This is a genomic window from Blautia glucerasea (assembly GCF_013304385.1).
Classification (GTDB): domain Bacteria; phylum Bacillota; class Clostridia; order Lachnospirales; family Lachnospiraceae; genus Blautia_A; species Blautia_A ammoniilytica.
Genome location: NZ_JAAITU010000013.1, coordinates 36429 through 62467, shown reverse-complemented (window position 1 = coordinate 62467; position 26039 = coordinate 36429). Strand labels below are relative to the sequence as shown.

14 protein-coding genes are annotated in these 26039 nt (G+C 44.6%); 1 reads left to right on the top strand and 13 read right to left on the bottom strand.

Translation table 11 applies throughout. From position 1 onward, the window contains the following. Positions 1 to 238 precede the first annotated feature (238 nt). The 7 genes from G5B11_RS07165 to G5B11_RS07135 form a co-directional block, all read right to left on the bottom strand. Entirely contained in the window at positions 239 to 14302 is a 14064-nt protein-coding gene (locus tag G5B11_RS07165) for an InlB B-repeat-containing protein (protein ID WP_173727379.1), read from the bottom strand. Between the two features lie 18 nt (positions 14303 to 14320). Beyond that, positions 14321 to 15112: a hypothetical protein gene (locus tag G5B11_RS07160; protein ID WP_173727378.1), complete on the bottom strand. Its 792-nt coding sequence runs from the start codon at positions 15110 to 15112 to the stop codon at positions 14321 to 14323. A 22-nt stretch (positions 15113 to 15134) separates the two neighbouring features. Beyond that, the gene (locus G5B11_RS07155; protein ID WP_173727377.1) at positions 15135 to 15713 is read right to left on the bottom strand and encodes a hypothetical protein; all 579 of its coding nucleotides are present in this window, start codon (positions 15711 to 15713) and stop codon (positions 15135 to 15137) included. Continuing rightward, positions 15688 to 16332, bottom strand: coding sequence for a signal peptidase I (locus G5B11_RS07150; RefSeq protein ID WP_173727376.1), 645 nt, complete (start codon positions 16330 to 16332; stop codon positions 15688 to 15690). The genes G5B11_RS07155 and G5B11_RS07150 overlap by 26 nt, the downstream gene beginning before the upstream one ends. Beyond that, complete coding sequence (locus G5B11_RS07145) at positions 16329 to 17336, bottom strand: hypothetical protein (RefSeq protein WP_173727375.1); 1008 nt, start codon at positions 17334 to 17336, stop codon at positions 16329 to 16331. The genes G5B11_RS07150 and G5B11_RS07145 overlap by 4 nt, the downstream gene beginning before the upstream one ends. A 264-nt stretch (positions 17337 to 17600) precedes the next feature. Continuing rightward, on the bottom strand, positions 17601 to 18245 hold the full coding sequence (locus G5B11_RS07140) for a hypothetical protein (RefSeq protein ID WP_173727374.1): 645 nt from the start codon (positions 18243 to 18245) through the stop codon (positions 17601 to 17603). 169 nt (positions 18246 to 18414) lie between these two features. Next, the gene (locus tag G5B11_RS07135) at positions 18415 to 19068 is read right to left on the bottom strand and encodes a signal peptidase I (protein WP_173727373.1); all 654 of its coding nucleotides are present in this window, start codon (positions 19066 to 19068) and stop codon (positions 18415 to 18417) included. A 384-nt stretch (positions 19069 to 19452) separates the two neighbouring features. Here G5B11_RS07135 and G5B11_RS07130 point away from each other — a divergent pair, with 384 nt between their 5' ends. Continuing rightward, complete coding sequence (locus G5B11_RS07130) at positions 19453 to 20622, top strand: ribose-phosphate pyrophosphokinase (protein ID WP_158420457.1); 1170 nt, start codon at positions 19453 to 19455, stop codon at positions 20620 to 20622. Between the two features lie 140 nt (positions 20623 to 20762). Here G5B11_RS07130 and G5B11_RS07125 read toward each other — a convergent pair whose 3' ends face one another. The 6 genes from G5B11_RS07125 to lepB all read right to left on the bottom strand — a co-directional run bounded on the left by G5B11_RS07125 (position 20763) and on the right by lepB (position 25918). Beyond that, positions 20763 to 22184 (bottom strand): alanine/glycine:cation symporter family protein, encoded by a 1422-nt coding sequence (locus G5B11_RS07125; protein WP_173727372.1) that lies wholly within the window; start codon positions 22182 to 22184, stop codon positions 20763 to 20765. A 14-nt stretch (positions 22185 to 22198) separates the two neighbouring features. Beyond that, positions 22199 to 23056 carry a peptidoglycan editing factor PgeF gene (pgeF, locus tag G5B11_RS07120; RefSeq protein WP_173727371.1) on the bottom strand — a complete coding sequence of 286 codons (858 nt, stop codon included), beginning with the start codon at positions 23054 to 23056 and terminating at the stop codon, positions 22199 to 22201. A 30-nt stretch (positions 23057 to 23086) separates the two neighbouring features. Beyond that, positions 23087 to 23446 (bottom strand): YraN family protein, encoded by a 360-nt coding sequence (locus tag G5B11_RS07115; protein ID WP_158420460.1) that lies wholly within the window; start codon positions 23444 to 23446, stop codon positions 23087 to 23089. A 103-nt stretch (positions 23447 to 23549) separates the two neighbouring features. After that, positions 23550 to 24305, bottom strand: coding sequence for a ribonuclease HII (locus G5B11_RS07110; RefSeq protein WP_158420461.1), 756 nt, complete (start codon positions 24303 to 24305; stop codon positions 23550 to 23552). Continuing rightward, on the bottom strand, positions 24302 to 25162 hold the full coding sequence (gene ylqF / locus G5B11_RS07105; RefSeq protein ID WP_173727395.1) for a ribosome biogenesis GTPase YlqF: 861 nt from the start codon (positions 25160 to 25162) through the stop codon (positions 24302 to 24304). The genes G5B11_RS07110 and ylqF overlap by 4 nt, the downstream gene beginning before the upstream one ends. Before the next feature lie 120 nt (positions 25163 to 25282). Beyond that, positions 25283 to 25918 (bottom strand): signal peptidase I, encoded by a 636-nt coding sequence (gene lepB, locus G5B11_RS07100; RefSeq protein ID WP_158420462.1) that lies wholly within the window; start codon positions 25916 to 25918, stop codon positions 25283 to 25285. Positions 25919 to 26039 lie beyond the last annotated feature (121 nt).

Genomic DNA, 26039 nt, shown 5'->3' with positions numbered 1-26039 from the left:
CCGTTTATACCAGTTCCGGAATCAATTGCCGTCACTGATAATGATTTGTTGCCCACCACTTGCAGGTGGGTGGCATGTTACATCTGATATATCATACCAATTTTGGGGGCAAAAAACAACCTGAAATTTTCCTGGGTGGGTGTGGCATTCGGATTGCAGTAAAAAGGGGACGAAAACGCCGCACAGCTGTATACGTCTAGCTGTGCGGCATTTCGTTTGGTGTTTTAACATCAAAATCTTATTTTACAATAAATGTAAAGTATACATTGTCTTCTGTTGAGTCAGGATCCATGGAGAAGCAGATCCTGTAGGTTCCTGCTGCAACAGCTGATGTGAATGTAACAGCATCCTCTCTTATAGATGTAGTTGCCTGATGGGTAAGTGTACCTTCCCATACCACAAAGTCAGTGCTGTCTTTATCAACAGGTGTAAAGTTACACAGTGTACCCTGCTTTTCAATAGTGATTGAAACTACTTTGTCTGTCTCACTTTGATTGCAGGATGTTTCCAGGTGGAACTGAAGCTTCGTCTGGGTGCCTTGTGGGATCACGTAGGAGTCAACTTTAGGATTCAGTACTACATCCAGCAGTGGCCGGTCTGCGAGAACGGTGTTGGTGTATGTAATGCTTGCTGTGTTGCTGACTTTGTTTCCTGCGATGTTTCCTCTTGGGTCCTTGCCGTATACAAGACACCATTTTATGGTGTAGGTTCCGCCAGGCAGGTCTGTAAAGGTCACTGTCTGACTACTTGTGGCTTCTGATACAGGGAACAGCACTTTGTCTTTGCTGATCCATATGCCTTCCAGTTGGTTCCATTTGGCTTTTGTCCTGTAGGATACGGATACATCTCCTCCGCTTTCTGTTTTCAGTTCTGCCATCAGGTACAGGTTCTGTCCTGTCAGGTTTGCCGAATCAGCGGGCAACACACTAACACTTGCCTTAATCGTTGTCCGGCCGCCAGCACTGTCCACCCTAGCTGTTACAGTGCCTTGTGTTACAGAGGTGTAGCTGTAGCTTACCTTTGTTCCCATGTTGATGGATGATGTTCCTTCAGAGTCTGGAAGCAGGGTGAATGTTACGTTTCTGCTGCTGTTTTGCGTAATCTTTGTTCCGGCAAAGTCTGCGGACAGAAGGAATACTTCCTGTTCAGGTGCATTGTCAGTGTAAACCTTGGTCTGGAATTTTGTGGTTCCGCCCATCACAGTAAACTGTGAGAACTTTACGCTGGATATGCCGCCATCAGGAACTGTGTAGTAGTAATACTGTCCTGCACTGTCCGCTGTCTTTGGAACAGTGAGTGTCAGCTTTGTTCCTGCCGGAAGAGCCGAACTGAATGATGCCATGTAATCTCGTCCCTGGATGGATGTGCCTGTGCTTGTAAGACGCGTAGTCCAAGCCTGATTGGTCTGGATGTTTACAAATGCTTTCCCATCTGTAAAGTCTGCAAATACACGGCCTTCTTTTATGGATGTGGTTCCTGTTGCCAGTAGCCATACATGTACAGTCAGTGTTTTTGTGCCATCTGCATTATCAGAAACATCCTTTGTGTCCGCTTTGTTAATGGTTGTTCCTAAAAGAGTTGTGCTGTCAGTAAGTCCTGCCGGAAGTGGTTCCCCTTCTTTTACAAGGGCAGTACGCTTTCCATTCTGGTTGATATACCAGCCGGCAAAAATATTTGACTTATCATTTTCCGGTTTTCCAGGTACACCATCAACTGGTGTGATGGTGATTGCGCCTACAGCGCCACCTTCCGTATAATTCTGTTCCGTGCGGAGTACTTTTTCAAGTTTGTCTGTATTAAATCCTGTCCCCTTTACATCATAGGTGATCCTGTAATGATCCTGTACAAGAGTGCCGGACAAGCTGCTGTTTGTCTCTGTCACTTTAGTGAAGGTATCTCCATAAGCTCCAAGTGCACCGATCTTTGATGCGGTGACTGTAGTACCTGTCAGGGTTACTGTAGTCACCTGGCCGTGTGCTGGCTTGCTTCCAATACTGCCTGTGGAAGCTGCCACGCTGCCGCCCTGAATGGTCAGGTCATTTGCATACAGGTTCGTTACGGTTGTGGTTACACCTTTCAGGGTGATATCCATAGTTCCGTCACCAAAGTCTCCTGTTGCAGCAGGTGCACCACTTGCTTTTAATACACCGCCTTCCTGTGTATAAGAAGAACCATCTGCATTTGCAAATATGGTGTTCCCACCTGTAAAGGTGATGCCTGCATCAGCATCAGCGGTTGCTGTGATTGCAGTATTAGCTGACACTGTTGCTGTTTTGCTTACAGTGAGCATGCCTTTTAGCTGAAGCTGTGTATCTGTGTTAATTGCAAGATCCCCAACATCCACAGATGTGTTTGCTGTATTTTTCGGTGTCCGCACTTCCAGGGTACTGGTGATCTGCGAAACAGTAAGATCAGGTGCAGCAGTCTTTGTGCCTTCCTGGATCAGCAGATAATCTTTTCTTGCATTGTCGGCAGCATGAGAATTTTCTGCCTGAGTGTAGCTGTTTCCGTCTATCGTGACGGATCCGTTGGTCATTTCCAGGATCTGGGTACCATCCACATTTACGTCTGACACTGCATCCTTTATGTACAGGATGCCGGTATACAGATCAGAAATACCATTAATACCATGACCGGTGCAGATTGCTTTTACTTTTGAATCGGTCACTGTTACGCTGCCAGTACTGCTGCTTCCCACAGGTGCAGATATTTCTTTTCCTGAAATATTATCCTGAAGGTTCAGGTAGATCTCAGAATTTGTGATCGTCAGTATATCTTCTCCGTAAACCGGATCTGTCAGACTGCTGTCTGCGCTTCCAAGCTTACAGGAATCAATGGTAACATGCTTTCCTTTTGTAATGGATGGGCCTGCCATATGAGTGGTTTCAATCTTTGACAGTGTAACATTTTTCAGATCCACCATATGTACATCCTTGCCGCCGATCCATGCGCCGGAGTAAACATCCGTATCAGAGCCTTCCTTTACTTTCATGGTACAGTCAGTAATACTGATGTTTCCTGCACCTGTTCCATCAGAGGCTGCACCGATGCCGGAGGCAGAAGAGCCTGCTGGCATATTTAAGGATATATCCAGATCGGTCAAGGCAATCCTTCCGTTTGCCGGCTGTGCTGCTGTGCCTCCAATGGCCGCATCACCAACCCCTGGTGTTAATGTAATGGTTCCGTGAGCTGTACTACTTCCTTTCAGCTGTACAACAGAGCCACCAGGTACCAGAATATTCTTTCCTGTAAGGGCAGATGCCTGTCCATCATAGTCCAGTGTAAGGGCTGCTTTTGTATTTGTTTTCAGTTCCACAGAATTATTGGAGCTGATATTCAGGTTTCCAAGAGCAATCTCCCTGCCCTCCAGATTTCCATCAATGATCAGACGGTTTGCTGTTGCATTTGCTCCGCTGTTCTGCCTGTTCTGGAGAACCACATAAGTGCCCGGCCAGGTCTTTGTCACTGTGCCCTCGGCTCTTTCCTGGGTATATTTATCCGGTGCAAGGGTAATGGTTCCTTCTTCCAAATACATGGTCATCACGGTTACATAAGTGGCATCAAGGGCTGCTGCATTCATCTGCACCCCATAGCTGCTTCCATCTGCTGCTTTCTGTGCATAATCAGGAAGCTTATACTGCAAGCTGCCCTGGCCATCCGGTGTACGGGTAATCGTTACAAATTCCGGTGCGAAATCATAGCCAGTGCCCTTTGGTGTAAAGTGAATATCAGAGTGATATTTCACATCAGCGCCTGCACTGGTAAGTTCTGTCATAGCGTTGCTTCCTACACCGTCACCGTATGTAATGGTCCAGTATTTTAAGGTATCTGCATCTGCTGTCAAGCGCCAGGTCTTTGCCTGATAAGAAAGCGCTACATCGATCTGGCCGTTATTTGCTGCAGACACCTGCATATCTGCTTTTTTGTAAGCAGTCGTACCATTCCCATAGATCCACAGATCAGATGCAGGCTTATAGCCTTCGATCTGGATCAGATTGCTGATCAGGTCGCTTCCGTATGCCTGTTTCACCTGTCTGGTCACTTCCACTGCATCTGTATCATCCGGCTGTGTAAAGTCTCCCCAGCTTCCTATCGTAAGCAGTCCTGCTTTTTCCGGAAGCTGTACAGAATAATTCACCGTATAAATAGTTGGCTGAAGCCGTACAGATACATGGTTATTGATGAACTGATCCTTCAGCGTGTTTTCGCCGGATCCGCTGCTTGCAAAGTTCATCTTAAGATCAAAGATGTAGGTATGATCTGCAGATATCACCTTTGAGTGATATAGGGTCAGAGTAACCTGCCATCCTGCTTCGATTTCTTTTTCAAAGTCCAGGGTGCCATTTACTGCTTTTGACAGATCCAGAGTCTTTGTGTCTGTACCTTTACTAAGGGTCACAAGCAGTGCCGCTGTATTCTCTGCGCTGTACTGCTTGCCATCGGTTGTCCAGGTGCGGTCATAAGCATGGGCTTCCATCACTTCTTTGGATACCAGCTGAAGTGCAGCCGATCCCATGGTCAGGCTCATGGTAACTCTGCCATTTTGCATACTTGCAGGCAGTGTATAGGAATCCACTGTCAGATCTGAAGTAACCGGATCTGTTTTAGAATTCATGGTCACATTCCTGTTTACCTGTGCTGCATAGACAGTGTAAACCATAATGTCGTAGGTTCCAAGCTGCTTAGCTACTTGTTTAAAGGACTCACTTTTAGCATCGTACTCTTCTTTTGTGGAAGGATATATTTCTGCAGTTGTAGTAGGACCGTTTACATACCAACCAACAAGGGAGTATCCCTGTTTTGTCACTTGTGAATTTCCTGCAGTACCGTACTTTGTAGGATAATCAGACCATACATTCCAGGGACCGCTGTATTTGATGGTCTGCTGTTCCTGGCCGGCAGGATCAATATATCGTTCCACGAATACAAGGGATCTTTCCCTGTAAACTGCGTACATGGAAATAGTGGATCCGTCCGGATAATCCGGCACAGAATAACTGCTTCCATAATTTGCGGCAATGTCTTTGGAATAAGCATCATCCTCAGGCAGGAAGAACAAAGAACTTCCTGCCTGGTACAGGGTTCCGCTATTGGATATTGCAGTTACAGCCTCTGCATAATTCTGATAGGTTTTATACCCTGCAGCAATTGCCTGGTCTGTAGTTCCAGGATCCAGTGCGGCAAAGGTTCCTCCCAGGAAAAATCTTTTGGCGTTTTCCTCCGGTGTTCCTGTTGTGCTGCTGTTATATGCATACCAGTTTCCGTCCCTGCTGGGCCAGATACTAGAATCTATGGTCTGGCCAACGGTTACGGATATCCTTGTTACAGGATTCACCCGATTAAAGTAGGTGTAATGATAGGTTTTGCTGGTATCCTTGCTGTACAGATCCACCTGATAGGTATTGGCTTTCCATGCAGCATACAGATTCACATCTGTAAACCTTGGCGTTGTTCCTACAGAAGATACTTTGGAAGGGTTTGCCTCTGCTTTTGCAGCATCTTCCAGGCTGGTGTACCATCCAAGGAAGGTATAGCCCTTTCTGGAAAGCAGTGTTCTGTAGTCTGCAGCTGCATACTGCTTGTTAGTATTGTAATATGCTGCTGTAGTTCCAAGTACACGATAAGTAATCCCATTCTCACCGGTAGTACTTTCCAGCACCTGTGTAGTGTTATCTGCTGCTTCTGTATGATAACCGGCAAGAGGAGCTCCGTATGCCGGATTCTGGGTACTTGCCTGTGTATTGTCTGTCCAGTGTCCGCCATTCAGGTCATAGGTTACATTTACCGGCGTATATTCCGCTGTAACGCTTAGCGCTATCTGATCCGGGGTTCCGTCCGGAGAACCAAGAGTTACATCCAGAGTGCGGATCAGCAGTGCACTTAAGGCCTGGGCAGAAGAAATCTTTTCTTTTACAGTTGTTCCATTCTCTTTATACGAATAAAACCATCCGTTTTCATTATCAAAGGTGCTTCCTTCTTTCCATGCATAAGGAAGTTCTGTCATGTAACGATTTCCCTGTGCATCTTGATACCAGAAGCTGTTTGCCTCTGTTACCGGCGTATCATATACCCAGTAGCATTCCAGCGAAGTGATTGGTGGCTGACCTGCAGATGGTGCCTGCTGACCTGCAGTAACCCAGCTGCCCTCTCCTGCTAAAAACTGTACCTTATAGGTATTCACCTGCCAGATGGCATAGATGGTAGTATTGGCAGTGAAAATGCTGTCTTTATTTACCCATCCCTCAGCGCTGTCCTTTGTAGCATCTTTATCTGTATTCCAGCCAAAGAAGGTATAGCCTTTGGATGCTGCCTGTACCAGACCTTCACTGTTTCCTTGTGTTACACTTGCATCTGTAAACGCCGGAATTGTTCCAAGTGTTTTATCTACTCCAACATTTTCCCGGATAGCAGAAACCCCTGTAGTAAATGATGCATCCACAGGTCTGCCGTTTTTCTGATTCAGATCGAAGATCACCGTTGCATATCTCTTCTGTACCAAATGTACATGAAGAATGATCACTGCCGTGCCATCCCCGTTTGTATCCTTTGTTTTGTAATATTCTGCCAGTGCCTTTGTCACAGTGCTGATGGCACTAATGGACTTATCTCCTGTGTAGCCGTCCTCCTGGATCTTCACCTCCGTCACGCCAAGGGTATTGGTGGAATAATTAATCAGGTTTACACCGGAGGCGGTAAGGATCCTGTCCCCATATGTAACATAAGCCATTTCAGAAGACACATAGGAATTGCCGTCCTCTGCCTTTTGCCAATGACTGTTGCCTGCAAATTCTGCTTCATTATAATACCCGGCAGCACTGCTCTCATCCATCCTCAGCTGGAATTTCACCTTGACCTTTTCCCACTTTGCATACAGGGTAAAGTCATTTGCAACTGTAGTATTAACCTGGGTGGAAGGACTTCCTGTACACTCCGGATTGTTGTACCAGCCTCTGAAATAATAGCCTTCACAGAACCCGTCCTTAAGAGGAAGCTGCTGATCTGTTGCAGTGGATGTATAGTTCTCAGGATTTTCATTATTCACAAGCTTTTCATCAGCATCCAGAAGGATTCCCTGTGGATTCAGCACATATGTAATAGATACAAGATGGGTGCCAAATACGGTCTGATCCTTAGCACCGGATCTGTCATTGTACTGCTTGTCATCCTCAGCTCTAGAAATACCTTTTTCCCCATAAGCTGCAGAATAAAGGCCTGCCTCCTGAACCCTCAGCCGTCCCTGTCCATCTGTAATCTGAGCATAAGCATTTGGTGCATAGACCTGGGCTCCCTCTGTAATAGTCAGGTTCTGGGCTGACAGAGAATCTGTTACCCACACACCAATATAACTGCTTTTGTATCTACTTGGCTCATTGCCCTGATATGGATTATCAAATGCATTCTTAGCTTCTTTAATCTCAACAGTCCCATAGTCTGCACTGATCTTAGCGGTTTTAATGCTGGTGTCATTGCCTGAAATCTGGATCTGACCATAGGGCGCACATATACTGCCTGTGGCAGCAGCATCTGCCATAGCTACGCTGCCTCCTGCGATCTGGAGTTTGCTTGCAGGTACGTGATTTCTAATACTATCCCCTTTTGCTGAGTAATAATCGGAAAGAGCCTTTGTCTGCGACTGGTTCATACCAAGCACAGCATTTTCTCCCAGATTCACCTGTCCGCCAGAAAACTGAACCGTGGTATTGGCGCCGCCCAAATAGCCTCCATCTTCAATATTCACAGTGCCACCATTTATGGTTACTGCAGAAGACTGTTGATAATTGCTGTAATCATAGATGGGATACTTATATACGTAGTCCAGCTTGTTTGCAGGAAGCTGCTGTATAAAGCCGTACAAATAACCGGATGTACCTACTGCTGCCGTATTTAACGTTCCACCGGATACTGTAACCTTTCCGTTCCAGTCACCACCTGCAAATTTCCTGGCATTTACAGTACCAGACTTGATCACAAGGCCAGGGAAATCATTTCCATTGATTACGTTGGTCTGCTTACTGATTCTTTGATCCAGTACAGCCTTTGTGGAAGCACAGTAAGAAGAGCCGCTGCTTTGAGGCGAATAGAATCCACTGACAACTACATAATCTGCTTTAACGGTACCGCCATCCACCAGAATATCCTTGGAAAAGAAATAGCTTTCTTCACTTCCGAAAGACTTTACTGTTAAAACAGCATTCGTAAGAACCTGTACCTTGGTAAACCAAAGGCGACTGTCTGCCGTATACTTAGCGCCGTTTTTAAGAATCACTTCTTTGGCCTTACTTGTTTCGTAATCATTGATGGTATGGGTTCTTGTGTCAGCTGATGGCTCAAAATTCGTAACAATTTCCGAATCGTCAACCGTTAAGGTGCCGCTAATTCCATAATCAAAAGGATAACCTCCAGTACTTTCACTTCCAATGGATTTCCACTGAATCTTACTATTATCACTGACTGTCACATTCCCACAACCGGAAAACAATTCAGTGGTATAGGAATATCCGGTGGTAATATCAATGTTACTTCCCTGGATCTTTATGTCTTCAACCTTCCTTGCAAACCCGGTGCTGTCTCCCCATGCTTTACTGTAGAACGTACAGTCTTTTGTGGTAAGGGAACCGCCTTTTTGTGTTCCATACAGCAGATATCCACCATAACCGGATTTATAATTAAGCTTAAGATCCTCAAGTGTCAGATTTCCAGGTTTTCCTGCGATCGTCCCGGCATTGATCAAATAATCAGAAGGCGAATTGGTCTGTGCACGGTTAAAATACAGCACATCTTTACCTGTGCCATTCATCCCGGCAAGCGTAAGGGAAGAAGGATCTTTCAGCTTGAAACGGAAAAGAGCAATTTTCCCATCCAACTGAAGCTTTACATTTCCACCCTGGCTTCCATCTGATGAGCCTTCCACCAAAACTCCAAACTGATCGTCCTGACATTTTTGATAGATCCTGGACAATATGATCTGATTATCGGAAATGGTCTGATTATTAAAATCTGATGCAAAACGGATCCGATTGCCTGTCATATCTGCTGCATTTACACCCGTAAGAGCTGCCTTATCAGGATCTTTTATCTGGTCATTTTTCAGATTAGACTGCACGATCCTATAATTTCCGGAATAAGTAAATCTTTTATCCGCATCCGTGGCAGTCAGTTTTCCGGAACTGTCTACATCCACAAGCTGAGTTACAAATCCATTGCTGTCAAAGCTGTAGCTGCTGACCCATAGATCCAATGGTAGGGCATGTACATCATCCACCACATAGATATAGGTATTTCCCTTTGGCATATCAAAGGTGATACTGTTCCCCTGCCAGTTTTTTCCTGCAAGTGCATTGTGATACTGGCCATTTCCATCAATATACCACACCACAGTCCGTGTACGATATAGCTCAGACTGTACCGTAAGGGTGATCTCAGTGCCTCCGGATACTGATGCCGTCTTTACTTCAATCTGCTGCAGATTTGAAATATCCGTCATGGTATTAGATGTAAATACAGCATCATCACCTTTCGCCGTCAAAGTATACAGATCTGTACCATAAACCTTAGTCAGATTATACTTATCTTTTGCAGCATATAACAGAAGCTGATCTTTCTGACTAACATTAATATTAGTGCTTTCAGGAAGTAAAAATCCATCTGCATCAATGCCTGTTGTCTCTGGTCCGGAAAGAGAACCAAATTGCCAGGATCCTGTAGTTCCATCGGCTGCAACTGGCGGTTTAAAGCTGATCGGATCTGTGAGCCAGCTTTTTGTAGTTCCATCCGTATCCTGTGCAGCTAAACGAACATTATCCGGCATGGATGCAAATCTATTGGAAGCCTCTGGAAAATCTGTATTATCATAAATATAATTAATATATTCATCACTTTGAACAGTTGTTGTGCCCTGGGTTGTTTTACCCTGGATCGTGCCACCGGTGATTTCTACCAGGCTTCGCTGAATGCTTCCTTTCGTTCCATGGCTGGCTCTTGCTCCGATCTCATCTGCATTCACGGTACCGCCGGTAATAAGTGTTTTTTTCCAGCGCCTGGTGCCGTCTGCATAAACCGTATTCAGATGATACACATTTCCTACGGTTTTTGCCGTTACCTGTCCGCCTGAAACTGTAAGATCACTTTTTGTACCAAAGCTTCCGTCGCACCAGATCAAGCCATCAGATACTGTGGTTTCATTAAAGAATGTAAGATTGCCGGCTGCATAAACCTGTGCCCCGGAAAAAGCAACAAACCTTGGTGTGTTTGTGCCTGGTATATAAGTACTGTTTCCAAGCATCACACATTCATTGTTTGCATAACCGGAAGCTGCTTTTACCCCATTTTGCAAAGCCGTATCATCAAGTGAAACCTGAGATCTCAAATCCCCATTGTCATCCAGGCACTGAAGCACATACTCCCGAACCGGGTTCTCCTGATCCATAGATGTAATAGAGAGATTGTAATAATCCACTCCGCCTACAGCTGTGGTTTTATAATAACCGAACAGATAAATCCTGGTAGAGGCTCCTCCAAAACTATAGGTTCTTGTGGTAGCAACACTGGAAGAGAATACCCTGAAGGGATAATCATCCTCGTTCTGATTTGCCTGTGCAATAGAATAAATACGACTATCACTACTGTTTAGAGATGGATAATACCTGCTTGTCTCTTTATCATATCGGATGTTTGAATAGGTATTGGTGGTGATCAGGTTGGTGACCAGCCGTGCAGATCCATTTGTGGTAATATAAGAACCAACGATCAGTGTATTACAAATTACTGTTCCATTGGTGAATCTGGTATTGGATGCATCATACACGGTACCCTTTACGATCACATATCCACTGGTATTAATATCACCGGAAGCATACTGATCCTGATTTGTGGTCAATACGTTTCCATCAATAACCACAGAAGAAGAACCCTTAACAGACATGGAGTGACGGTTGGACAAAACATCCCCATAAATGTGAGCATAGCTGGCACCGCTTATGTTTATGCCATAATAATATCCACGTGCTTCTCTTACATATAACTGACTGTCTGCCACGTTCATATACATGCTGTAGGTGAATATAGTCCTGTCTTTTGCCTGAATACTGGATTGGTTGAAATTCACCGATCCAACCCGTGAGGTATAGGTAAGATAACGAAATGGATTTTCCTTCTCATAAGCAGTTACGTCCAGCTTCTGAATCGTGCAGCTAAAATCGCCGAAAATCGTTCCCAGTACAGCTTTACTGTTTCCAGTATCAATTCCCTGTACATAGACGGTTCCTCCGAATTTTGCCTCCGCATGAAATCCTGAAGTGGAAATATCAGCGATCACATTGTTATCGCCTTTCAGATTCAAATAAACCGTATACTGATTGGTTTTATCTGTATCCAGAACCACATTGGCATACTGGGTAAGATCTGTATTTGCAAGAGTCTGACTCATACTTTTTCCCTGATCGTCAGACAGATTCTCCAGTTCGATCCCGCCCAGCTTTGTTCCTGCTGCCTGATCCCTGTAAGCATCTGTGGCAATCATCTTACAGTCTTTCAGGGTAATGGTCATGGCTGATACAAGAGTCAGCTGATTCTGAGTTTCCTTATTTTTACTTGTAATACAGAATGAATCTGTATAATCCCAGACATAGAAATACTCGTCCTGATGGCCTGCATAAGAAGCGTCTGCCTGAAATGCAGGGCTTAAGGCATTTACTTTCATGCCATCATATTCAGAAGGGGTCATCACCTGCGTATACCAGAAGCCATCCACTGTACGGCCATTAGGCATCGTCACCTTCTCTTCAAAAGTGATCTTGCTTACAGACAGATCCACATATAAAGAGGAAAGATCAGACGTATAGCTTGCCTTAATATTTCTGTAAGGCATCACAGCCTTCCATGTGAGATAACTGGCACCTGAATCATAGGTGGTTTCCTCTGGCAAAAAGCCTTCCGTAAATGTCCACCTGCAGAAATTCAGCGGATTTGTCGCGCTGCATCTCCAAACCAGTTCACTGCCGGTTGTAACAGAAATGGTCATGGTCTTTTCAGAGCCATTAGGTGTCTGAACCTGACCATTCACCAGAAGCTCCCATCCATCAACCACATCCACAGTCAGCTTATACTGGCCGGTTCCCCATAAGCTTGTAAGCAGTATCGGGGTACTTATGATCTTGGCTTCATAGTGAGCAAGGGACTCCCCTTCTCCTTTATTATCCAGGATGCTTCCCGCAGAGAAGGTCATGTCTTCTAAAAGCATTGCTCCTGAAGGTGTAGACCAGCCTGCAAACTCCTGTTTCTCTGCTCCTTCCCTCTGATCCAATAATATCGGCAGCTGTGAAAGACCGATTCCCGCAAGATAATCGGACAGCTTTTCCCCATATACAAAATCGTCAAATTGCAGCAGATGATTGGCCTCATCCCAAATCACATATGAATTGGATTGTGCAAAAGCAGAAACCGAATCATAAATTGTAGTATCATCTGTCTGAACCTTCAGTTTGGTCAGATCTACATTACTGGAGATCAGGAATCTTATAGGAAAGTGATCTGCTGTCCATACGGCCGTAAGCGCTATAGAAAAAGTACCATCTTCCGATTCTGTAGCATCCTCCAAAGATACTGTATAACTGTCCTTAATAAGTGCACTGTTTTCATCACCAGGCAGGATCTTCCATCCCTGGAACTTGTATCCAAACCGATAAGGTGCAGGTAGTGCTAACACATCTCCCCAGACACGATTCTCATATGTAGTCACTTGATTCAGGGTCTGGTAGTCATCATTGCTGTTTTCATCCGGAATATAGCCCAGGTCTACACTTACTGTTACCGATGCTGGTTCCATCTTTGCATTTAAGGTAAGGTTGCTGGCATATCCGGCAGGTAGCACCGTATTAACTGTACTATCCTCTCCGCAGGTCCAGCCTTTGCAGGTATAGCCTTTCTGTACATATACAGGCAGCTGGATCTGATCTGCTGTCCCAACATAAGTACCGGATGCCTGGTGAAATCCGATCATCTCTCCTGTGCCGCTGATGGTTCCGGTATACTTTACACGATAGGTATCCGGCCATGTGTCTTCCTTTGTAAGCTCAGCCTTATCATGTAAATAAGTAATTCCATAATCACAGATAAAATTAGTATCAGAAGCATTGGAAATTGTCTCTGCACCTGTGATGGACACATTGGCTGTTCCATTTTCAGTAGTTCCAACAGCTCCTATATTATGAAGTGCATTTCCGCTTCCTGTAAAGGACACAGTCTTTGCACCGGTTACATCTTCTTCAAATCCAAGAAGAGAGGCGTTCTGCACTGTACTGCTATTTACAATCAGATGGTCTGTTGCTGCCACTTTGCAGTCTGAGGCATCCATTACTGCATTATCCAGTGTAATGGAGCCGGCATCCAGATCATGAAATACCAGGCTGCTTCCAAAAAGGGCAATGGATCCGCTGCCTGTGGTACTTCCTGTTACAGTAAATGAATAGCTGCCAGCCTGGATAGTCAGACTGCTGCCTGCTGCCAGTTCCATATTCCCGATCTCCAAAACATCAGAAAGGGTCAACACAGCCTGTGCATTTTCCATCAGTTTTAAAGTGCCGATCCTGGAGCTTTTACTTACTGAAAGCCTGACGGAGCCAAATCCCCCATCTCCTTTTGCAATGGGATTGATCTGCAAAACAGACAGTTCACTTCCTGTACCAGCAAGGTCCACGGAAATATCCTGCTGTCCGGAATAAGGATTTCCATTGTATGTGTTGTCACCCACATAAACGGTTCTTGTACCTGCATCCTGTCCGCTTCCGGTAAGGCGGTATCCGTTTCCAGTGCCTGTCAAAATGTCGCCTGCAGAAGTAGAAACAAACTGTGCATTGGTGAGAAGATAAACCTGTTCCACAGATACTGTACTTAAATTAATTTCTGTAAGTCCTTCCTCTGCAGCAGGCATCGGATCAGCCATTGGATGATCTGTAAAAATCTCCTCTGTCTGGCCTTCTTCTGCTATCTGTGTTTCCTGGGAAATCGGTGTTTTTCCAGATATTTCGGTTTCTCCAGATATCTCTGTTTCCCCGGATGCAGAAGCATCTGTCTCTTCTTTTGCAGACGCATCCTGCCCCTCAGTTTCCTGGGGCTGTTCTTCCTGAGGCAGCTGTACCTCCTCCGGTTCTTCTGTATCTTCCACATCCATGACCTGAGTACTTTCCAGGACTTCCGGCTGGGTATCATCAGCCAGTACAACCGTTCCTGAAACACTCTGCATGATCATTGCAAATGCGAGGAGGATACTTATTAATTTGTTCATTTTTCTGTCTTTTCTGTTCAAGCCTTTTCCCTCCTCGTTTTATTTTGTCAGATTGATCTCAGTCCCCATGCCGGATCGTTCTGTAAAGTTATCTGTAATATTCTTGAAAAACAGCAATTGATATGTAGTATTATCTTCTGCTTTAAGAATCCCCTGTCCGGATGCATCTGACCAATTTGCCATATCTTGGTTGGTGCTGTCAGGATCCAGCTGCCCGGTCTGCCATTTGACTGTAATATTTCCACTGTAGTCATTGGTCAAGATGGTAAGAAGTACAGATCCATCTGACTGATCCTTTACTGTATAAGATGGGATGCCCTCCGATACGACCTTAAAAGTAGCTGAAAGTGTTTTCTTATAAGGTGCTGTAACATTTACAGTAATGGTTACTTTATCACCCTTCTTTACATCTGTACCAGGAGTAAGATGAATGGTCTGGGATGTGCGGTCTTTACTCTTTTTGAAAACGCCTTTATTAGGATCACTACATACCCATTTTCCATCCACGTTTACTGTATAGCTGATGTCGTCCCCTGCAATAAGGGCAACATTCTCTTTTTCGTAATTATATAGAAGAATGTCAATTCCGGATCTCCAGTCTGTTACATCATAGAAGGCTCCTTCTTCTTCCAAAAGATCGGAGGTTATATGAAAATCGGATGACTTCATTTCTTCCTGTTTCTGATTATCTGCTCGGTATCTGGCCAGAACCCCTCCTGCCAGAATACCCACAAGAACCAATAGAAGGAACAGCCACAGCCATTTCTTCCCGAATCTGTTTCTTTTCTTATGATTGCCTGTCCGGCTTGTATTGATCTCTCTTTTCATCATTTTGAATCTTCACCGCTCTCTTCTAGTCTGTCTGCTTTGCATTCACATTTAATACAAGCAAGGATGTACCGCTTGTATTTGCGTATTTTGCATCTGCTTCTTTACTGGGCCAGCTTACACTTAACACATAATTCTTTTCCAACGCTTCTGCCGGTGCAAAGGTAACTGCAGCTGATTCCTGAACCAGAACTGCATGGTCCCCAAAACTTTTTACCTTGCACATTTCTTTGCTGATCCCGGATTCTTCAGGATCCACTTCTGTTACTTTGCATTCAAGGGGCATGCTGCCTGTCAGCTCCAGCCCGATGGTATATTCCGTAGTGACCTCATTCACTTTGCTGTCTTTCTCGTTACTTACTGTAAAATGGTATTCACAGGTATCTCCTGGCTTTTGCACTTTTTTCAGATCGATCATCTGGCTCCCATTGCCATCTGCAAGCTGAAACACAAAAGCCGCCACCCTGGCGGTATCGCCTCCGGAACTTTCCGTTGTATACCTGGCATATACATTTCCCAGCATCCAGAGAGAAAGCATGACCAGACACAAAAGTACTGCCACAGCCTGATAGATCCGGCTACTGATTCTGTTTTCCTTCTCCATCTTCTCTCTCCTTTCTGTTCTTGGATTCCTGTGTGTTCTCTGTCTTTATTGTTTCGCCCTGGTTCATCTCTTCTTTCAGCCTGCGGATCTCTTCCTTGATTCCTTCCAGCTGTCGGTCATCTGATACCTTCTGCTTTCTGAAAGAGCCTTCCATCAAGAGCACTGCACATATCAGCAGCAAAATGATCCCCACCGGTGTTTTCAAAAAACTGACCAAGCTTCCAAGAAAGGGGATCCAGCCCACCACCACTCCTTTGATCTGGCTTGCATCAAAAACCGGATCTGCAGCTTCATTGGCATCGCCCTTTGTAGTCACCAGATTTCCCTCGATCCGGATCACACGATGGACGATCAGCTCCTGACCTGACTGATATACAACGATCTGTCCTGGTTCTGTCTGTTTTTCTTCTTTTACTAAAAGCAAGGCTCCTTTGGAAAACGTAGGTTCCATACTGCCAGAAAGCACATTGGCGATCCCATAGCCAAAGGGCATTGGCAGATGATTGCCTCCGATCCCGGATGCATTTGCAAAATACACATTCACTCCCAGGATCAGACCAATCACCGCAAGCAGGATCCTTCTCAGAACCGGACTTGTCTTTCTTTTTGCATTTTTCATGATCTGTCCTGTTCTTTCTTCCTTTTATATATAAAGTACAATCCCATGCCAAACACTGCTGCAGCTGCCGTCAGGATCAGGATCCACCTTATAACCGGTGTATAGTCGCCTGTCTTAACTGAGTTTATGGCTGTGCCCTGGCTTCTGTCTGCTGCGCCGCTGTCTGTATCCATAGAAACCTGTGTGTGGATGGTAACTGTATAGGTAAGTTTCTGTCCATCATTAAGATTTCCAAGAGCTGTATCCCTTTCATCTTCCTCCTGCTCAAACGGCCACTGCCAGTAAATGGTGTAATCCTGGCTTTTCCCAGCTTCCATCTGTCCCTGGGCAGATACACCGTTCAGGTCTTCTGCATTTTCCCATGTATCATCACTTCCAAGAAGCCATCCGTCTGTATTCTTCATTTTTGTAAGCACCGGAAAATCTATATCTCCTGAGCTTGTACCTGCCTCTATCCAGACCTTATAGTCAGCTTCTTTGCTCCCTGTGTTTTTCAGGGAAAAGGTATATTGTCCATCTGTACCAGGTGCTACGATCTTATCACCGTTTTCCCCTTGCACAGAAATCTCTCCGTATCCATTGGTATATCGGATATGAAAAAGATCAATGGAGGTATCCGTGCTCCAGATCTGTTGGTCATCTGAAACCTGAAGACCAGCATTTGCATTGCCTGCTGTGCTGCCGGTAGAGTTATTGCCTGCAGATGTGCTCCCTGTAGTGGTATTTCCCACAGTCGTTCCTGCACCGCTGCCGGTCATACTGCCAGATGAAGTTCCGGTACTGCTGCCTGTGGTTGCTTTATTCTTTGACAGCTGCTGCTTTTCAGAATAAGTCTGTCCTTGGTACAGGCTGATCTCACAATCGCTCTTTCTGATAAAAGGAAATAGATAGGTGCCAACCAGAGCTGCTGTGGCGATCACCATCACTGCCAGTAAAATAACTGCAGGCCAGAGGATTCGCTCCTGATTATGTAATTTTATTCTCTGTAATTGTCTCTCCGGCATATTGTCCCTTCCTCCTGTTCCCGGATCATTCTATGTGGTTTCTGTTATTATTTCAGATTTATTGCTGCTTCTGTATGGTATCTGTTATTATCTGTTATGTGTTATCTGCTATGTTATCTATTCTCTTTCCTGTAGCTTTTGGCTTTTCAAAAAAGCAGATGTCTCTCCTTCTTTGAAAAACCAGAAGCCCCTCTTCCCTGCCACTGGGAAGAGGATTCTCTGGTAGGAATCACTTTCGCATTGTTACTAATGCAGGCAGATGGATTAGTCGATCTGGGTTGCAGTAACGGTGATCTTCAGGGTAACTTCATCAAGTTTAACCTTGTTGCCCATAGCGGTATCTTTTACATCCTGAGCATTCATGCCAGTTCCTTCTGTCTCAAACTTCCAATTCCATGTAATTGTATGTACATCATCAGCAGCTGTAAAACCAGTTGGCAGCTGTCCAGGCTGATATGTCTTTTCTCCAGTAGCATCACCTGACAAATTCTTAATATTGGCAAGCAATGTATCCCAATCTCCCTCTGGTCCATTGTCTAATTGCCATACAATATTGGGATTGTTCTTAATATCTTCAGCAATTGTACTTCCAGTGGTGTCTACTTTAAAAGTGTATGCAACTTCTGGAGCTGTTTCCTGTCCATCATATTTAAATGTAAATGTTGCTGAATTTGTTGTACCTGGTGCAATCACGTCAGCAGTACCCAGCACATTTTTATCATATGTTGTCTTGAACAAATCTGTAAGGCTAATGGACGTCTGAGTAAAGCCCCAAGTTGCAACCCTTGCTTTGTCACTACTGCTTACAGAAGTAGTATACTTCGCAAAAGTACCGGAGATTGCACATGTGCTCAGAAGAACTGCAACCAGAAGACCGGATGCAGCACGCATCATTTTGTTTTTTCTCATAGTTCTTTTTTCTCCCTTCTTTCTCGCGTTCCCGGTTGTCAGGAATGCTCCTCGCCGTTCCACAGAACAGGCGGTTCGCCATTCCGATAATGCCGGAACGGTCAAGACCATTCCTCACCTTCCGGAACAGGATTTAATTTATATCTAATTCCGATGTGGCATCCCGGAATCAAATATCCTTTGAATTGTTTTTCTCTTTTTCCGCACGAAGTGCTTCCAACTCAGCAAGAAGTGCGTCTGTATCCTTCTTCTTGGACTTTTCATATGCCCGGCGACGAATCACATCATAAGCCACCAGAAAGATGATCGGGCAGATCACACAAATGATCAGGCCCTGGGTAGTCTGCATGAACACGGCCACATTGCCAAGTCCTTTCAAGCGGGTCTTATATACACCGATCAGATTTTTTGCTGGAACGGTAGGCAGATCCTCTGTATTATTGGCATCACCCTTGGTGATCCATGCCAGATTGCCTTCATCATCTGTAACAACTTCCTGAACACGATGGGTAACTGTGGCAGTGCCATTTCCTGCCGGATCATAAAAACAGATCACATCACCGACCTTAATTTCCTCCGGCTCAGCTGTATTGCAAATGATCAGATCGACGGATTCAAACTCCGGATACATACTGTCAGTAAGTATTATCATAGGAAAAATCCCGCTGATACTGGGAACCTGATCTTTATTCGTATAACTTTTGATGATCAGTGTACAGTTGATCACCAATATAGGAATCAAGATCACGCATAATATAATGCCAATGCCTGTAAGTATCTTATGTCCAAGAGAATTTTTCTCTTTTTCCTGTGTCTGCTTCATTTCATTCCTCCCTGTTATGTGGCTCTGTAGCAAGCAGATCCATTTCTAAAAAAGCATAAACTGACCCACTTTTATTTGTATTTTACAATATAATGTGCCATTTTTTTATAATTATAACGCATATATTTATAAAATCATTGAATATAATCAATTATCTTTAATTCTTCGTCACAGCAAATGCAAAAAACATCATTTATTTACAGATTTGATTATTCTATTCGCATTTATTATATGTCTTTCGTTTTGTTCTTTTTTTAAAACAGTGCCCCGTTTTTTCTGCTTTCAGGTACAAAAATCAACAAATGCCTTGACCTTACCTGGCTCTGATGTTATAAATAAGAGATGAGCGTTCTTTTTGCATCTTAATACTTTAGGAGGAATATTATGCCCAATATTGAATTGCTTGAAAAATCTATACCTGTTGCCCCGATTCGGATCGCAGCACTGGCAGGATGCCGGGATCTGGCAGAGGAAGTAGACAAAAAGCTGGTAAAATTCCGTAAAGAACTGGTGGAAAATAAGAAATTAAGTATTATACCACAGGGTTACAGCGAAGAAACTTTTCTTGTAGACTGTGAATGTCCGCGTTTCGGTACTGGCGAAGGCAAAGGAATCATCAAAGAATCTGTCCGCGGTACAGACCTTTTTGTTATGGTAGATGTTACTAATTTCAGCCTTACCTACAGCGTATGCGGCCATGAGAATCACATGTCCCCGGATAATCATTTTCAGGATCTTAAAAGGATCATTTCCGCTGCCACAGGAAAAGCACATCGTATCAGTGTGATCATGCCCTTCCTTTATGAAGGACGTCAGCATCGCCGTTCCAAGAGAGAGTCTTTAGACTGTGCACTTGCACTTCGGGAGCTTGGCGAGATGGGTGTTTCCAATATTATTACCTTTGACGCACACGATCCCCGAGTACAGAATTCCATTCCTTTAAGTGGTTTTGATAATTTCTTCCCTACGTATCAGTTCCTGAAAGCACTTGTAAAAAGTGTTCCTGATTTCAAGGTTGATAATGATCATCTGATGATCATCAGCCCGGACGAGGGAGCTATGTCAAGAGCCGTATATTTCTCCAATATTCTGGGCGTTGACATGGGTATGTTCTATAAGCGCAGGGACTATTCTGTGATCGTAAACGGCAAGAATCCTATCGTAGCCCACGAATTTCTTGGTGATTCTGTAGAAGGCAAGGATGTTGTTATCATCGATGATATGATTTCCTCTGGCGAGAGTATGCTGGATGTGGCAAAGCAGATCAAGGAGCGTCATGCAAAACGTGTATTTGTATGCACCACTTATGGTCTTTTCACAGATGGACTTGCCAAATTTGATGAATACTACGAAAAGGGATGGATCGATAAAGTGATCACCACCAACCTGAATTACCGTATTCCAGAGCTTCTCACAAAGCCATACTATGTAGAAGCAAATATGAGCAAATACCTTGCAAGCATTATCGATATCATCAACCATGATGTATCCGTTGAGAAGGTACGTTCCAGCAATGAGAAGATCATGTCCCTGATGAAAAGAGTCAATGCATGATTCCATATAATGAATAAAACTAAAGGCACAGTCTGCGGTAACCAAATCCGTTGACTGTGCCTTTTTACATGTTCCTCTGCCACTAAAACCTAACAAATCAGGTGTTGGTTTAAAGAATCTGCTTGTACGCAGGTTCTTTGTTACTGCATCGCCTTATAAGCTCCAGATATTTTCTCCGTCTTTTTCTCTTTCTCGTATTTCTTCAATTCTGCCAATGCTTCCCCACCCAGCGGATAAAGCAATATAATATTGAAGATCGTCATCAAACCGATTCCCACATCTCCCAGATCCCACACAAAGGTATACGCTGCCAGACCGCCAATAAAAAGCATTACCAGTGCCAGTACCTTATAAGCAGTTTGCCAGCACCATTTGTCTCCGAAAATGTAGGCAACATTACTTCTTGCATAAAACAAAATCCCGAGAAAAGTGGAAAAGCTGAACAGGAACAGGGTTACTGCAATAAATATTACTCCAAACCTGCCAAGATGGTACTCCATGGCTTTCTGCATCAGATCCATCCCGGTAAGACCGGCAGTCAGGTCTTCAGGAGCAAGAAGCATGATGAATGCAGTACAGCTGCAGATCACAACTGTATCGATAAATACTCCCAGCGCCTGCACAAGACCTGCTTTTACAGGACTGCTGCACTCTACTGCGGCTGCTGCGCAAGGAGCAGAGCCGGATCCAGCTTCATTGGAAAAAAGCCCTCTTTTTACTCCATTCATAAGCACTGCCCCAAAGCCTCCGGCTGCCACCTGTCGGATCCCGAACGCCTCCTGAAAAATCCTTGAAAACACACCCGGAAGGTTTCCCAGATTCATCAGGATGATCACAACAGTAATGGCAAAATAACACACTGCCATAAAAGGAACCATCATATCCAAAACTTTTACTGTAGCATTTTTGCGAAGCACGATCACTGCCGCAAGGGCTACCAGAAGAATGGTTGTTACGATCGGCGGTACAGAAAAAGCATTTTTAAAAGAAGATACCACAGAATTACTGATCACCTGGCTGATCCCGCACCAGCAGATCAGGCCTGAGATAGCAAACAGTGTGGCAATTACCACATGCTTTCTCTTTTTCCCCTGTTTCCGTTCAATATAGCTGTGGATATAATAAGCCGGGCCGCCTCGGTATCCCCCATAAAGAGGATCTTTTTCTTTGTACAGTTGGGCCAGCGTTGCCTCTACAAAGGCAGTGGAAGAACCAATGATCGCTGTCACCCACATCCAGAATACAGCGCCGGCGCCTCCTGCTGAAATAGCCGCCACAACGCCTACCAGATTCCCCATTCCTACTCGGGTAGCAGTGGAAATCAACAATGACTGAAAGGATGACAGACTGCTTTTATGAGTCTTTTTCTCTGTTAGGGCTTTCACCATATCCGGAAACAGCCGAACAGGCAGAAGCCGTGTACGTACAGAAAAATAGATGCCTGCAGGTATCAGAAATAAGATGAGAAGGGAAATCCCAAGACTTCCTCCGCCTGGAAGCGGTATATATACCAGATCCCCCCATAAAAACTGGTATACCTTTTCGATCAATGTAATCAACATACGTAAATTCCCCTTTATTTGTTATTATATATTCCGAGAAAAGCTGCCAGATTTCCTCTTTTTCCGCCGGAAGCCCTGTGTGAAAAAAGGAAATCCGGATTACAGCAGGTGCAAAGATCAGGCATATGGATATTTTCCGGCAAAACTCCTGCTTCCATAAATATGATCCGGTTTGCCTCCCATAGATTCAGCTGATATTTGCCGTTTTCCTTCTTATAGAACAAACTTTGCCAGTGACGACTGTGAAAGGCCATTTTAAATTCTTCGATCACATCTTCACTGACCTCATAGCATTCCTGACAAATTGATGGTCCTATGGCAACGACCAGATCTTTCGGGTTTGTCCCATAAACTTCCCTCATTTTCCTAATCGTGGCCTGGCCCATCCTGCCTTTTGTCCCTCTCCACCCGGAATGGGATAATCCGATTGCCTTGTGTACAGGATCGATCAGATACAAGGGCACACAATCTGCATAAAATGTAGTAAGTACGATCCCAGGCTGATCCGTCACCAGACCGTCCACATCCTGATAATCCCTGGGATATAGCACACCCTTCCCCCTGTCCTTGTCAGTTACCACCCGCACATTGGTGGTATGGGTCTGATGCGACACCACAAGATCCTCCATACTGCATCCTATAGCCTTTGTGATCCTGTTATAATTCTCTAGTACATTCGCCTTTTCATCGCCTCTGGCAAAACTCAGATTCATGGAAGAGAAACATCCTTGGCTCACTCCCCCAAGCCGGGTACTAAAGCCATGGCAGATCCATGGCATCTTATCGATCACCGGCCAGGTAAGGTACGTAACCCCGTTATTTTCATTGATCTTCATTTTAGGCTGTTGTTCATTATGCCAACGGATCTTCATAAGCCATTTCCTCCACCATAGTCGTATATCTTATAGCTGAAACGCATCCCGGACCCACTGCACCTTTCCGTCCAGGATCCCGATCACGTCAAACCTGCAGGGCGTATTTACGGTACATTTATGGGTCAACAGGTAATACTCTGCCACTTTCCCCAAAGTCTGCTGCTTCTTAAGGTTTACAGCAGCCAGCGGATTTCCATAGCTGCCGTTTTTTCTGTATTTCACTTCTACAAACACCAGATATTTCCCATCCATGGCAATCAGATCTACTTCTCCTATCCGGCACCTGTAATTTCTTTCTCTTATGTGTAAGCCATGTTCTGTAAGAAAATCAGCTGCAAGATTTTCATAGCAGCTGCCTATTTTCCTTTGATTTACACATCTTTTCAAAACACTCTCTCCTGATGTCAGTAAAAATCCAGCCAACGTAAGCCGGCCTGGCACAGTGAACATTAAGTAGCCACCATATTGACTTGCCTTAATTTTCACTTTACTAGATAAAATTTTTAATAAAGGTAGCTCTGTGTATTGGGGATGGCCCATACTTTTCAAGAGCCTGAATATGTGCCTGGGAACCATATCCTTTATTGGAAGCAAAGCCATACTCCGGCATCACAGGATCATATTCCTCCATCATCCGGTCCCTGGTAACTTTTGCCACAATACTTGCAGCAGCAATGGATACACTTTTGGCATCTCCCTTGATAATAGATACCTGAGGAATCTCCACACCCGGGATCCTTACTGCATCATTCAGAAGGATCTGTGGCTTCACAGATAATTTGCTGATGGCCTGACGCATCGCTTCATAAGTAGCCTGTAAGATGTTGATCTCATCAATACGTGCAGGACCTACAATGCCAAGCCCCACTGCCACTGCCTGGTCAAGGATCTGCTGATACAAAGCTTCTCTTTTCTTTGCAGAAAGCTGCTTGGAATCATTCAGATACAGGATCTGACAATCTTTGGGAAGGATCACAGCACAGGCTACTACCGGACCGGCAAGCGGTCCCCGTCCCACTTCATCAATCCCACACACATATCCCAAATGTTCGTATTTATGCTCATATACCTTCAGGGACTCTGTACGCACAAGCTCTGCCTGGTAAGCAGCCTCTTTTTTATGGTATTGCTCCAGAAGCTTCTGCACACCACTGCGGCTGTCGCTGCCATATTTCTCATAAAGCGCTGGCCATTCCTGCCGGCTGGCATTTTCAAATTCTCCTTTGATCTCCCCGATAGAACTCATGCTTTTTCCTCTTTCACCGGCGGCCACTCTACTGTGATCCTGCCCAGCTTGCCGGAACGGAAATCATCAAAAAGGATGCCAGATGCTTTTCCATAATCCAGCTCTTCTCCTTTTTTCAAGCAGCCCCGCACTTTTGCAATAGCTTCCAGGATCTCCACATCCCTTCCTTCTTCCGGTACATCATATCTTTTATGAATAACTCCCGGATAATACTCTCTTAAAAAACCGATCAGTTCCAGGGAAAGCTCTTCCATATTCAGAATATCATCTTTAATAGATCCTACAAAAGCCAGTTTTTTTCCTGTATCCGGATCCTCAAATTTGGGCCAGAGGATCCCCGGCGTATCCAGTAGCTCTACACCTTTATTCAGACGGATCCACTGCTTCCCCTTTGTTACACCTGGCTTATTGCCGGTCTTTGCACAAGCTTTGCCAGCAAAGGTATTAATAAAGGTGGATTTGCCCACATTTGGGATGCCTGCTACCATGGCACGGATCGGGCGGTTCTTGATCCCGCGCCTTCTGTCCCTTTCGATCTTTTCCTTGCAGGCTTCCTGGATCACAGCCTGAATAGCCTTGATCCCTGCCCCATTTCTGGAATCCACCTTTACCACGTGAAAGCCTTTTTCCTGAAAATATTCCTTCCATCTTTCATTCTGCCTGTCGTCTGCCAGATCTGCTTTATTCAAAAGGATCAATCTTGCTTTGTTCATTCCCAACTGGTCAATATCCGGATTTCTGCTAGAAAGAGGCACTCTTGCATCCACCAGTTCAATGATCAGGTCGATCAGACGGATATCCTCCTGCATCTGCCTTTTTGCCTTGGTCATATGACCAGGATACCAGTTAATATTGATTCTGTTTTCACGATTATCCATTCTTGTCACTTCCATTCATTTTAGTCTTCAAAATCACTTAAATAAGTCCTCAAAATCATTCAAATACGCTTGCAAAATCACTTAAATAAGCTTGCAAAATCATTCAAAAAAGCCTATGGATTTCACAGGGAAAAGTTTAAACCACAGCTTGCCGGTAATATATTTCTTATTTACCTTCCCGATACTGCCATACCGGCTGTCCTCACTGTTATTCCTGTTATCACCAAGCACAAAATATTCTCCTGATTCCAGTGTTACCGGACTGGATGCCATCCCCGGATTACTGATCACAGGAAAATCCCTGCCCTCTTTGTAAGTCTCTCCATTGATCAGGATCTGTCCATCCACGATCTGCACAGTCTCTCCCGGAAGCCCGATCACCCTGCGGATATGCAATGCTGCATCATCACTGGCGTTTGTACGGAAAACAATCACATCTCCTCTTTTAGGGGAAGATACACGATAAATCACCCGGTTCATAAAATATCTGTCTCCTACAGAGATGGTGGGCTCCATGGAACTTTCCTGCATAGTCACAGACTGAAACATGGCGATCCCTACCAGTGCTGCAAAAGCCAGCGTTACAATAATTTCAAAAACCAGGCGCAATACACCCCGGACCTTCTTATCTTCCAGTTTTTCTTTCGCTTCTGCTATAGATTTATTCTCTCTCCAGGTAGCCCGCCAGTTCTCCCATTGCTCCCTGGATCGTTTCTTTCTTCTATTTTTTAACATATTATTCAAATGCTCCTGTTTTTCGATTAGCTGTTACAGTATAACACACTGTAAACTGTAAAAGCAAGGAATCCGCCAAAATATGTAAGCCCATAACATTACGGAGTAATTTCCTATAAAG